The sequence below is a fragment of the Streptomyces davaonensis JCM 4913 genome (assembly GCF_000349325.1).
Taxonomy (GTDB): Bacteria; Actinomycetota; Actinomycetes; order Streptomycetales; family Streptomycetaceae; genus Streptomyces; species Streptomyces davaonensis.
The window spans coordinates 3,848,235-3,859,242 of record NC_020504.1 but is presented as its reverse complement, the minus strand read 5'-3'; the positions used below and the strand labels follow the sequence as shown (position 1 = coordinate 3,859,242).

The 11,008-nt window shown below is 70.4% G+C and carries 11 protein-coding genes; 6 read left to right on the top strand and 5 right to left on the bottom strand.

Annotated features, from left to right (window positions below; all coding sequences use genetic code 11):
• Window positions 1–7: 7 nt before the first annotated feature.
• The 3 genes from BN159_RS16685 to BN159_RS16675 all read right to left on the bottom strand — a co-directional run bounded on the left by BN159_RS16685 (window position 8) and on the right by BN159_RS16675 (window position 3,089).
• On the bottom strand, window positions 8–1,090 hold the full coding sequence (locus BN159_RS16685) for a substrate-binding domain-containing protein (protein WP_041819414.1): 1,083 nt from the start codon (window positions 1,088–1,090) through the stop codon (window positions 8–10).
• Window positions 1,091–1,385: 295 nt separating this feature from the next.
• Window positions 1,386–1,796 (bottom strand): SCO4983 family protein, encoded by a 411-nt coding sequence (locus BN159_RS16680; RefSeq protein ID WP_015658168.1) that lies wholly within the window; start codon window positions 1,794–1,796, stop codon window positions 1,386–1,388.
• An 81-nt stretch (window positions 1,797–1,877) separates the two neighbouring features.
• On the bottom strand, window positions 1,878–3,089 hold the full coding sequence (locus BN159_RS16675; protein WP_041819412.1) for a pyridoxal phosphate-dependent aminotransferase: 1,212 nt from the start codon (window positions 3,087–3,089) through the stop codon (window positions 1,878–1,880).
• A gap of 125 nt (window positions 3,090–3,214) precedes the next feature.
• Between BN159_RS16675 and BN159_RS16670 the strand changes: the two genes are divergently transcribed.
• Both BN159_RS16670 and BN159_RS16665 read left to right on the top strand, forming a co-directional pair.
• A complete protein-coding gene (locus BN159_RS16670) occupies window positions 3,215–3,802 on the top strand; it encodes a hypothetical protein (protein WP_015658166.1) in 588 nt (195 codons plus the stop codon).
• A gap of 142 nt (window positions 3,803–3,944) precedes the next feature.
• Entirely contained in the window at window positions 3,945–4,787 is an 843-nt protein-coding gene (locus BN159_RS16665) for a S1 family peptidase (RefSeq protein ID WP_015658165.1), read from the top strand.
• Window positions 4,788–4,796: 9 nt separating this feature from the next.
• On the opposite strand, the gene BN159_RS16660 is transcribed toward BN159_RS16665, so the two are convergent.
• Window positions 4,797–6,383, bottom strand: a complete 1,587-nt coding sequence (locus BN159_RS16660) for an N-acyl-D-amino-acid deacylase family protein (protein WP_015658164.1) — start codon at window positions 6,381–6,383, stop codon at window positions 4,797–4,799.
• Window positions 6,384–6,399: 16 nt separating this feature from the next.
• Window positions 6,400–7,665, bottom strand: a complete 1,266-nt coding sequence (locus BN159_RS16655; RefSeq protein ID WP_015658163.1) for an amino acid deaminase — start codon at window positions 7,663–7,665, stop codon at window positions 6,400–6,402.
• 126 nt (window positions 7,666–7,791) lie between these two features.
• Here BN159_RS16655 and BN159_RS16650 point away from each other — a divergent pair, with 126 nt between their 5' ends.
• From BN159_RS16650 to BN159_RS16635, 4 genes are all read left to right on the top strand, one after another.
• Window positions 7,792–8,838, top strand: coding sequence for a sugar kinase (locus BN159_RS16650; protein ID WP_015658162.1), 1,047 nt, complete (start codon window positions 7,792–7,794; stop codon window positions 8,836–8,838).
• On the top strand, window positions 8,835–9,596 hold the full coding sequence (locus tag BN159_RS16645; protein WP_015658161.1) for an IclR family transcriptional regulator: 762 nt from the start codon (window positions 8,835–8,837) through the stop codon (window positions 9,594–9,596). The genes BN159_RS16650 and BN159_RS16645 overlap by 4 nt, the downstream gene beginning before the upstream one ends.
• Window positions 9,593–10,021 carry a RidA family protein gene (locus BN159_RS16640; protein WP_015658160.1) on the top strand — a complete coding sequence of 143 codons (429 nt, stop codon included), beginning with the start codon at window positions 9,593–9,595 and terminating at the stop codon, window positions 10,019–10,021. Before BN159_RS16645 ends, BN159_RS16640 begins: the two co-directional genes overlap by 4 nt.
• Window positions 10,022–10,246: 225 nt before the next feature.
• Window positions 10,247–10,993, top strand: coding sequence for an RNA-guided endonuclease TnpB family protein (locus BN159_RS16635; protein ID WP_015658159.1), 747 nt, complete (start codon window positions 10,247–10,249; stop codon window positions 10,991–10,993).
• The last annotated feature ends 15 nt before the right edge of the window (window positions 10,994–11,008 follow it).

Sequence of the window (11,008 nt, the reverse complement as noted above, 5' to 3'; positions counted from 1 at the left end):
CCCCGGTTCAGCCGCGTGCCCGGCGCGCCATGTCGTGCAGCACCGCGGAGGTGGGCACGGGCGCCTGCCGGACACCGGTGAGCTTCTGATTGAGATACGCCGTGTGTGCGGCGGTGGCCGAGGTGAACTCGGCGGTGGCGCCCTGCGGCCGGAACCCGTACCGCACCGCGAGCCCGCGCAACTCCGGGTCGGTGCTGAGCAGTTCCCCGAGCGCCCGGCCCTCTTCGGTGAGGGGGACGACGGTGTGGTCGCTGTTGGCGGTGGTGTCCGGGTAGAGGACGGTCAGGTCGTCCAGGCCCTGGCCGGTGCCCTGCCCGAGCAGCGCGGCGACCTGCGACTCGTACACGAGCACCAGCGGGTTCCCGGCGCCGGAGACGAAGTCCCGGAACGCCGCGTCGGTACTGGGCTGCTGGGCGCCCTGCACGCTGACCAGCTTGCGCATCAGCGGCGCGGTGGCGGCGACGTCCTTGTCGCTCGCGGCGACCCGGCCGCCGCCCTCGACGTAGGAGGCCGCGGCGAGGTAGAGCGCGCCGGAGTTGGAGGTCTCCGGGTCGGTGGAGGCGATGAAGAGGGTGCCCGTCAACTCCCCGTACTTCTCCGCGCCCTTGAGCTGCTGCCAGGTCCGGTCGGCGCGGGCGGCGCCGAGATAGGCACCCATCTTCAGGGTGCCGCGATGCTCCCCGTCCAGCTCGGCGAGCCCATTGGCCACCAGCACCTCGGCGGCGCTTCGGTGCGCCACGACGACGAGGGGCGAGTAGAAGGGCCGCGGCAACGGCTGGCGTGCCCGGTACTTGTCGGCCAGCTCGTCGGCGGGTGCCTGGCTGGAGGGGAAGGCGAGGTCGTACCCCTTGAGGTCGAGCCCCTCCATCGCCCAGGACCCGGACGTCTCCGTCCGCACGGTGTAGCCCTTGGCGGCGAGGGCCTTCACCACGTCGGGATCGGCGAAGAACTCCGCCTTCTCCGATCCGATCACTGCCCGCACGGTCTTCGTTGCCGTGCCCGTGTCCCCGTTGTCCCGGCCCGCCACGACAGCAGCCACCACGCCGCCGATCAGCAACACCGCGAGGACGATTCCTGTGATTCGTCTCACGCGCTGAGCGTGCTCGCGGAATCCAACGTTCCTGGCCGAAAGGGGTGAACGGGAGGTGTCGTACCGGTCCCGTTACAACACGGGAACCGGCAACACGCTCGGGGGCGCGGGGCTGCATCAATTTGCGGCTCCGCCGCGCGGGCGCGACCAGCCACAGGCAGCCCGCAGCCGCCGCACAACAGGAACCCCTACGGCGAACAGGCGCCGCGGCTCAAGCCGACGCAGTGCTGTGGCGCCCGGTCCGCGCGTCGCTGCGGGTGCGCGCGGACCGGGGCCGTATGGGGGAGCCCGGGGCTCAGTGGGACGCGAGTTCCTGGGGGTCCAGGGCCTCGGCGTGGGCGTCCATGCGCTCGGCGGAGAGGATGGCGGAGGCCGTGTCGGCGCGGGAGGCCGCGACGACCAGGGCTCGGCCGGCGAGGGTGTGGGCCCGCTGGTGGAGGGCCTGGGGCGCGCGCGGGTTGGTCGCGGGGACCGCTCGTACCAGGCCGCCGCGCAGGCGGGTCACCTGTGCCGCGAGTCGGTCGGCGGCGGTGTCCAGGTCGGCGGACGGGGTCTGGGCGCGCAGTTCGTCGGTCACCGCCAGCAGCGCGGCGAGATGGCCAGCCAGCTGGATGTCCAGCTCCTCCTCGCGTGTCCGGTGGGGGAAGTCGGAGGTGGTGCCGGCCATCGTGCTGTGGACCGACTTGGTGCGGATCGGTTCGTACATGGGGATGGCCTCCTGTGCTCTGACAGGAAGCCATCCTAGCTTAGATTCCGTCTAAAGTTGAGTCGTTCTTAGAACTGCTCGTCAGAGCTGGCTGTAGCCGTCGAGGAAGTTCCCGATCCGGGTCACCGCGTCCCGGAGGTCGCCGACGTTCGGCAGGGTCACGACCCGGAAGTGGTCGGGTTCGCTCCAGTTGAACCCGGTCCCCTGGACGACCATGATCTTCTCGCGCCGCAGCAGGTCCAGGACGAGCTGCCGGTCGTCCTTGATCTTGTAGACCTTGGGGTCGAGGCGGGGGAAGAGATAGAGGGCGCCCTTGGGCCGTACACAGCTCACCCCGGGGATCTGGGTGAGCAGCTCGTAGGCGACGTCCATCTGCTCCTTCAGCCGCCCGCCGGGCAGCACCAGGTCATTGATGGTCTGCCGGCCGCTCAGCGCGGCGACGACACCGTGCTGACCGGGCATGTTGGCGCACAGCCGCATGTTGGCGAGGATCGTCAGACCCTCGATGTAGGAGTCGGCGTGGGCGCGCGGCCCGGAGATCGACATCCAGCCGACGCGGTACCCGGCGACCCGGTACGCCTTGGACATGCCGTTGAAGGTGAGCGTCAGCAGATCGGGGGCGATCTTGGCGGTCGCGGTGTGCGTGGCCCCGTCGTAGAGGATCTTGTCGTAGATCTCGTCGGAGCAGACCAGCAGATTGTGCCGGCGCGCGATGTCGGTGAGCCCCTTGATCATCGCCTCGTCGTAGACGGCGCCCGTGGGGTTGTTCGGGTTGATGATCACGAGCGCCTTGGTGCGGTCGGTGATCTTCCGCTCCACGTCGGCGAGGTCCGGCATCCAGTCGGACTGCTCGTCGCAGCGGTAGTGCACCGCCGTGCCGCCGGACAGCGACACCGCGGCCGTCCACAGCGGGTAGTCCGGCGAGGGGATCAGCACCTCGTCCCCGTCGTCCAGCAGCCCCTGCATCGCCATCACGATCAGCTCGGAGGCGCCGTTGCCGATGAAGACGTGCTCGACGTCGGTCTCGATGCCGAGGGTCTGGTTGTGCATCACGACGGCGCGGCGGGCGGCGAGCAGGCCCTTGGCGTCGCCGTACCCGTGGGCCGACGACACGTTGCGGAGGATGTCCTCCAGGATCTCCGGCGGGCACTCGAACCCGAAGGCGGCCGGATTGCCGGTGTTCAGCTTGAGGATGCGGTGGCCCGCCGCCTCAAGCCGCATGGCCTCCTCGAGAACCGGACCCCGGATCTCGTAACAGACGTTGGCGAGCTTGGTCGACTGGATCACCTGCATGTCGGTGAGCTTACGGCCCGGTAACGCCGCTTGGGCCGTGTTTCCCACCACATGAGACGGGCGGTTTGGGCGGTTATCGCCGACGGCTGTCCCAGGGACCCCTCCCGTCTCTACAATGCGCGGCCATGTCCAGGCCTCCGCATCCCGACGATCCGCCCCACGTATACGTCCCGCGGGCCGCGTCGACTCCCGACTACGACGAGTACACCGACCCGGCCGCCGCGCACGGCTGGCAGAGCGCGTACGACGACACGACCGAGCTGCCGCACACGCCCGAAGGGCGGGCCGCCCGCCGTGCGCGCCGCAGCCGTGCCAACAAGCGCCGCGCGCTGGTGGGCGCCGGTGCGCTGGGCGCGGTCTCGGTCGCGGCCCTGGTCGCCGGTTTCGCCTTCTCCTCCGATTCCGCCCCGGACGGCTCGGACGGCGGGAAGAGCCCGGTGAGCTCGGTGACCGACGACTCCGGCGCACCCTCGGGCGAGGACACGGCGACCGACCCGGCCGCCACGTCCACCGATTCCCCGGCCGGACCGAGCGCGACGACGTCCCCGGACGCGAGCGCGTCGAAGGACGCGAGCGAGCGCGACGACAAGTCCGCCTCTCCTACGGCGGACGCTTCGACCGCCGCCCCCACCGCCACCTCGGGCGACTCGGGCCCGGGCAACTCCGGCAGCAATCCGGGCAACGGCACGGGGGGCACCAAGAAGCCGAGGTAGGTCCCGGAGTGCCGGCGCTCCCTCGGGTGTGGCCGGAAATCACCGCTTGTTCTCACCGCCCCCTCAAACAACAATGCGCATGACAAATCAGCGGGCGGCCGGAAGATCTCCGGCTGCCTTTGTTGCAAGAGGGGACCCCCACATGAGCAAGCCTCTCGTCGCCGCGCTCTTCACCCTGGTGATCACCGGGGCCGGCGTGGCACCCGCGGTCGCCGCTCCGGCGGAGAGCGACAGCGCCGCACCCGCGATCCAGGCCGTCAACTTCGCCGGGACCGTGTCGCTCAGCAACTGCTCCGGCTCCGTGATCCGGATGCCCGACTCCGAGGCCAACGACCCCGCCCTCGTGCTCACCAACGGGCACTGCCTGGAGAGCGGATTCCCCGGCCCCGGCGAGGTCGTCGTCGACCAGGCGTCCTCCCGCTCCTTCGGGCTGCTCAACTCCGCCGGCACCCGCGTCGGCACCCTGCGCGCCAGCAAGATCGCCTACGCGACGATGACCGACACCGACGCCGCGATCTACCAGCTCACCCGCACCTACGCGCAGATCAAGTCCTCGTACGGCATAGACGCGCTCACGCTCAACGACACCCACCCGGTCGCCGGCACCGCCATCAGCGTCGTATCCGGCTACTGGAAGCGCATCTACAACTGCTCCGTCGACGGCTTCGTCTACCGGCTGAAGGAGGGCGACTGGACCTGGAAGGACTCCCTCCGGTACACCTCCGCCTGCAACACCATCGGCGGTACGTCCGGTTCGCCCGTCCTCGACCAGGCCACCGGCAAGGTCGTCGCCGTGAACAACACCGGCAACGAGGACGGCCAGAGCTGCACCGTCAACAACCCCTGCGAGGTCGACCAGAGCGGCAACGTGACCGTCCGCCAGGGCATCAACTACGCCCAGGAGACCTACCAGATCCCCGCCTGCTTCGGCATCGACAACAAGCTCGACCTCAGCGCCACCGGGTGCGTGCTTCCCAAGCCGTAGTCGTCCTTGTCACGGGGTGGGCGTTCTACGGATCGCCCGCCCCGCCAGCACATCCGTCCGGCGGCCGTCCTCGATCACGAAACGGCCGTCGACCAGGACGTGCGGGATGCCCGTCGGAAGCTTCCGCGGTTCCTCGTACGTCGAGCCCGCCGCCACCGTCCGCGGGTCGAACAGCACCAGGTCCGCCCGGTAGCCCTCGCGGACCAGGCCCCGGTCCGGCAGCCGCAGCCGGGCCGCCGGGCGGGACGTCAGATGCGCCACGCACTCCTCCAGCGACAGCACACCCAACTCCCGCACATACCGGCCGAGATACTGCGGGAAGGTGCCGTAGGCCCGTGGATGCGGCTTGGTGCCCTGGAGGATGCCGTCCGAGCCGCCGGTGTGGGCCGGGTGGCGCATGATCTCCTGGACGTTCTCCTCATGGCCGACGTGCTGGAGGATCGTCGTGCCGAGACGGTCCGCGAGCAGCAGGCTCCGGGCGGTCGGCCAGTCGGTCAGGCGGCGGCCGACGTACTCCGACAGCCCCGGGTCGTTCACGCCCGAGATCTCGATCGTCTCCCACTCCATCGGCACCCCGTGACAGCCGTCCGAGCCGATGACCTCCAGGCCGTGGCGGATCCGCTCGGCCGTCGCGTCGTCCCGGAGCCTCGCCAGCACCGCCTCGGGCCCGCCCTCGCTCGCCCAGCTCGGCAGCAGCGCGGCCAGGGTCGTACAGCCGGGCGTGTACGGGTAGGTGTCGAGGCTGATGTCCGCGCCGGACGCCAGCGCCTCGTCCAGCAGGGCGAGCAACTCCGGCGCCCGGCCCTTGTTCACGCCGAAGTTCATCGTCGCGTGGGCCAGGTGCAGGGCGCACCCGGCGTCCCGCGTCAGCGCCACCATCTCCGCGTACGCCTCCAGCGCGCCCGCGCCGTACGAGCGGTGGTGCGGGCAGTAGTAGCCGCCGTACGAGGCCACCACCCGGCACAGTTCGGTCAGTTCGGCGTCCTTGGCGTACATGCCGGGGGTGTAGGTGAGGCCCGAGGACAGGCCGACGGCGCCCTGTTCCAGGCCCTCGGCGACCAACTGCCGCATCCGGTCCAGCTCTTCGGGCGTCGCCTCGCGGTCCTCCCAGCCGACGGCGAGCGCCCGGACCGTGCCCTGGGGGATGAGACAGGCCGCGTTCACGGCGATACCGCGGTCCAGTCGGTCGAGGTACTCGCCCACCGACCGCCAGTCGAAGTCGATGTCGTCGCCGGAGCCGTTCCAGCCGGTGATCGCGCGGCGCACCTCGGCGAGCGTACGGTCGTCGACCGGCGCGTACGACAGCCCGTCCTGGCCGATCACCTCCAGCGTCACGCCCTGCGCGGCCTTCGCGCTGTGGTCCGGGTCCCGCAGCAGGGCCAGATCGCTGTGCGCGTGCATGTCGATGAAACCGGGGGCCAGGACGAGCCCCTCGGCGTCCAGCTCCCGCATCGCGGTGGGCCGTTGGCAGCCCGCCGCCGCGGCCTCCCGCACGATCGCGACGATCCGTCCGTCGTCGACGACCACGTCGGCGCGGTAGGAGTCGGCACCGGAGCCGTCCACGACGTCGGCGTCCCGGATGACCAGGTCCAGCACAGCGGGCCTCCCTGTCCTAGAAGAACGTACGGATGTAGTCGACGACCGTGCCGTCCGCCTCGGCGAGGGGGATCAGCGGCCACTTGTCGAAGGACGTGCACGGGTGGGACAGGCCGAGCCCGACCCAGTCGCCGACCTCCAGATCCGCCTCGGGAGTCGTCCGCAGCCAGGCGTGCTGGTCGGACAGGCCGGTCACCGAGACGCCGGTGGCCGGGCGTTCGGTGCCGTCCCGGCGGATCACCTGGGCGAAGGGCAGATCCAGGTCGTACGCCGCATCCCGCTTGCCCGCGTTGAGGAAGGCCTGCTCGCCCGTGGGCCGGGACACGACCTGCGCCCACAGCCGGAACGCGGGCTCCAGGGCGCCCTCCTCGGGTACCCGGTTGAACGGGGTCAGCTTGCGATAGTGGCCGTCGTCGTGCGAGACGTACGCGCCGGAGCGCAGCAACTTCAGCACGGGAAGGGAGAGTTCGGGGATCTCCGCGAACACCTCCGCCACCGCGTCGAACCAGGCGCTGCCGCCCGCGCTGACGACGATCTCGTCCGTGTCCGCGAAGCGGCCCGCCTTGTCGAAGTCGACGGCCAGGGCGACCAGCCGGCGCAGATAGGCGCCCACGCGCTCGGGGGTCGCCTGCGGGACCTCACCCTCGTACCCCGCGACACCGACCAGCCGCAGCCCGCGCGCGGCGGCCACGGCGTCGGCGACCGCCAGGCACTCGGCCTCGGTACGGACCCCGGTCCGCGCGCCGTCGCCCGCGGCGAGTTCGACGACGACGTCCACGGGCCGGGCGGCGCCGGCGAGTGCCGCGTCCATCAACTCGACCCCCCGCACGGAGTCGACGTAACAGACGAACCGGAACGAAGGGTCGGCGGCCAGTTCCGCGGCGATACGGCGCAGGGCGGCGGAGTCCACGAGTTCATTGGCGAGGAAGACCCGCTCGATGCCGAACTCCCTTGCCACCCACACCTGATGCGGCACCGCGAGCGTGATGCCCCAGGCGCCGTGCTCGATCTGCCGCTGGAAGAGCTGCGGGGCCATGGAGGTCTTGCCGTGCGGGGCGAACGCGAGGCCGTGGCGTTCGGCGTAGGTCTCCATGAGACGGAGGTTGTGGTCGAGGCGCTCGGCGGAGAGGGCGAGGACGGGGGTGGCAAAGCCGCCGTCGAACAGGTTCCGCCGCTCGGCCGCCAGTTCGCCGACCGTGCGGCCCGTGGCGTCCGGCGGGAGGCCCTTGAAGCGGTGGTCGATGCGTTCCTCGGCCAGACGGGCGAGGGCTTCAGCGGCCATGGGGCCTCCCTGATCAGGAGCGTTGCATTTCTTGCAACGTTCATTGCGTATGTCGCTAACTGCTGTCTAACATCTCGGCCAACACGAGCACAAGGACGAGTACAAGGGTGGGGAGCTACGAGGATCGTGACCAGTACCGGAGCGCGTGACGTCGTCGATGTCGTCGATGTGGTCGCGCTGGGCGAGTCCATGGTCGCGTTCCTCCCCAGCCGACCGGGCCCCCTGGCCGATGTCCCGTCCTTCGACCGTTCGATCGGCGGCGCGGAGTCGAACGTCGCCTGCGCGCTTGCTGCCGCGGGACACTCCGTTCGCTGGGTCAGCCGAGTCGGCGCGGACGGCTTCGGTGACCATCTGGTGGAGACGATCGGTTCGTACGGCGTCGACGTCTCGTCCGTGAGCCGGGACCCTTCGCGACCGACAGGGGTGTACTTCCGCACGGCGGGGGACCGGGGGACGGACGCGCATGAGGTGGCGTACTACCGGGCGGGTTCGGCGGCGTCGGCGATGTCCGTGGAGAACGTGGAACCGGGGCCGGGCCGCGTGCTGCACCTCTCCGGCATCACGGCGGCCCTGTCGGACCAGTGCCTGACCCTGCTGAGGGAGCTGACAGCGCCTCGGCCGGACCGCCCTCTCATCTCCTTCGACGTCAACCACCGCCCCGCGCTGTGGCGCGACGCGGAGGGCCCCCGGGTACTGCTGGAACTGGCCCGGGGCGCCGACATCGTGTTCGTGGGGGAGGACGAGGCAGCGGAGGCCTGGGGCATCACGGGCGGCCCTGAGTCCATCAGAGCGGCACTGCCGGAGCCGGGAGTGTTGGTGGTGAAGCAAGGAGCGAGAGGGGCGATCGAGTACCGCTCACCAACCCCCGCCCACGTCACCTTCGAACCCGCCCTCCACGTAACCCCCGTAGCCACCACCGGCGCCGGAGACGCCTTCGCGGCCGGATACCTCTCCGCCACCCTCCGAGGCCTCCCCTCGAAGCAGCGCCTCCGCCACGCCCACCTCTGGGCAGCCGCCGCCCTCACCACCAACGCCGACCTGGCCACACCCCCCACCCACGACATCACCGACCGCCTCGCAGCCGTCACAGACGAAACCTGGGGCACACTTCGACTCGGCCCCGGCTGGACACAGGCCGATCAGCGGGCCGAGGAGGAGGTACGCACCCCATGAGCCAGACCGTCGACCGCGCGCTCAGCATCCTGCCGCTGCTCGCCGAGGGCCCCGCCGACCTGGGCACCGTCGCCGACCGCCTGGGGGTGCACAAATCCACCGCCCTGCGCCTGCTGCGCACCCTGCACGAGCACGGCATGGTCTACCGCCAGTCGGACCAGCGCTACCGCCTCGGCGCCCGCCTCATCGCCCTCGCCCAGGAGGCGATGGAGAACCTCGACATCCGCGAGATCGCCCACCCCCACCTCGTACGCCTCAACGAGCAGTGCGGCCACACCGTCCACCTCGCCGTCTACGAGGAGGACGAGGTGCTGTACATCGACAAGGTCGAGAGCCGCTACCCGGTGCGGATGTACTCCCGGATCGGCAAGCCCGTCGCCATCACCGTCGCCGCCGTCGCCAAGCTGCTGCTCGCCGACCTGCCCGAGCACGAGCGCCGGGTCCTCGCCGACAAGCTCGACTACCCCATGTACACGTCCCGTTCGACACCCAACGCCCCCGCCTTCCTGCGCGAGCTGGACAAGGTGCGCGAACAGGGTTGGGCCACCGACCTCGGCGGCCACGAGGAGTCCATCAACTGCGTCGCCGCCCCCATCCGCGGCGCGGACGGCCGGGTCGTCGCCGCGATGTCGGTCTCCGCGCCGAACGTCGTCGTCACCGCCGACGAACTCCTCACCCTGCTCCCGCTGGTCCGCCGTACCGCGGACGGCATCACCGGCGAGTACTCCGGCAAGACCCCAGCAAAGGACCCCGAATGACGAGCCAGGCAAACAAGCAGGACAAGATCGCGCTCACCCCGAAGACCCACACCACGCCGCCCGCGAAGTTCTCGCACGGCGTCAAGAAGGGCAACATCCTCCAGGTCGCCGGCCAGGTCGGCTTTCTGCCCGCCGAGGAGGGCAAGCCGCCCACGCCCGCAGGCCCCACCCTGCGCGAGCAGACCCTCCAGACCTTCGCCAACGTGCGGTCGATCCTGGAGGAGGGCGGCGCGACCTGGGACGACGTGATGATGATCCGCGTCTACCTCACCGACGTGGCGCACTTCGCCGAGTTGAACGAGATCTACAACCAGTACTTCGAGGACCAGCAGCTCACCGCCCCGCCCGCCGCGCGCACCACCGTCTACGTCGGCCTCCCCGCGGGCCTGCTCATCGAGATCGACGCCCTCGCCGTCCTGAGCTGACGGACCGGCAACTCCCGCACGCCGCAAACGGTGTGGCCCCTCGCCGGGCCACACCGTTTGCGGCGTGTCGGGTCAGACAGTGCTGGGGCCGGCCTCAGGCGGGGTTGGCGACTGGGAGTTGAGGAGCGGTGGCCGGGCGAGGGCGTGGCCGGGAGAGGTCACTCGGGCGGGTGAAGTTGATCGGTGGTGTGCACGGTCGGGGAACGTGTGATCTAGGTTCGCGGCATGGCACGTTTCCGGATGTACCCGACGCCCGCACAGGCGGAGCGGATGCTCACGCACTGTGCGCACGCGAGGTATGTGTGGAATCTTGCCGTCGAGCAGCACGCACACTGGAGGCCGGGCCGGAAGTCCGCGCCGGGTTTCGCGGCGCAGATCCGCAAGCATGAGCGGCGTGCGGCACGGGCGACGAAGGGCAGCGCGCGGAAGACGGCCGCGTATGCGAAGGTCGCCCGGCTCAAGGCGCGGGAGGTGAACCGGCGTAAGGACTGGTGCGAGAAGACCAGCACGATGCTCGCCCGCACGTACGGGCTGGTGCGGTTCGAGAAGCTGAAGATCAAGAACATGACCCGCTCGGCGAAGGGCACTCAGGCAGAGCCGGGCAAGAAGGTCCGGCAGAAGGCCGGACTGAACCGGGCGATCCTCGCTCAGGGCTGGGGCCTGCTCCGACGCCGGACCGAGGACAAGGCGCCCGGCCGGGTCGAAGACGTTCCCGCGCCCTACACCTCTCTGCGGTGCAGTGCCTGTGGTTGGATCGAGAAGAAGTCGCGCAAGAGCCAAGCCGACTTCGTCTGTGTGTCCTGCGGGTTCACCTGCAACGCGGATGAGAACGCAAGTATCAATGTCGCGGCAGGACAGGGCGGGATCCCTCGCCCCCGGCGAGCAGCCGGTGCCGGAGGGGTGACAACGGCCACCAGCCGTTCGAGCGCCCGTGAACCTCAACCCACCTGGGTTGGAATCCCCCTCTTCTAAGAGGGGGAGGATGTC

Excerpts from the sequence above, each read along its gene's own strand:
- BN159_RS16680 (WP_015658168.1), bottom strand. The coding sequence starts at position 1,796 with ATGTACGAACCGATCCGCACCAAGTCGGTCCACAGCACGATGGCCGGC.
- BN159_RS16675 (WP_041819412.1), bottom strand. The coding sequence starts at position 3,089 with ATGCAGGTGATCCAGTCGACCAAGCTCGCCAACGTCTGTTACGAGATC.
- BN159_RS16670 (WP_015658166.1), top strand. The coding sequence starts at position 3,215 with ATGTCCAGGCCTCCGCATCCCGACGATCCGCCCCACGTATACGTCCCG.
- BN159_RS16665 (WP_015658165.1), top strand. The coding sequence starts at position 3,945 with ATGAGCAAGCCTCTCGTCGCCGCGCTCTTCACCCTGGTGATCACCGGG.
- BN159_RS16655 (WP_015658163.1), bottom strand. The coding sequence starts at position 7,665 with ATGGCCGCTGAAGCCCTCGCCCGTCTGGCCGAGGAACGCATCGACCAC.
- BN159_RS16645 (WP_015658161.1), top strand. The coding sequence starts at position 8,835 with ATGAGCCAGACCGTCGACCGCGCGCTCAGCATCCTGCCGCTGCTCGCC.
- BN159_RS16640 (WP_015658160.1), top strand. The coding sequence starts at position 9,593 with ATGACGAGCCAGGCAAACAAGCAGGACAAGATCGCGCTCACCCCGAAG.
- BN159_RS16635 (WP_015658159.1), top strand. The coding sequence starts at position 10,247 with ATGGCACGTTTCCGGATGTACCCGACGCCCGCACAGGCGGAGCGGATG.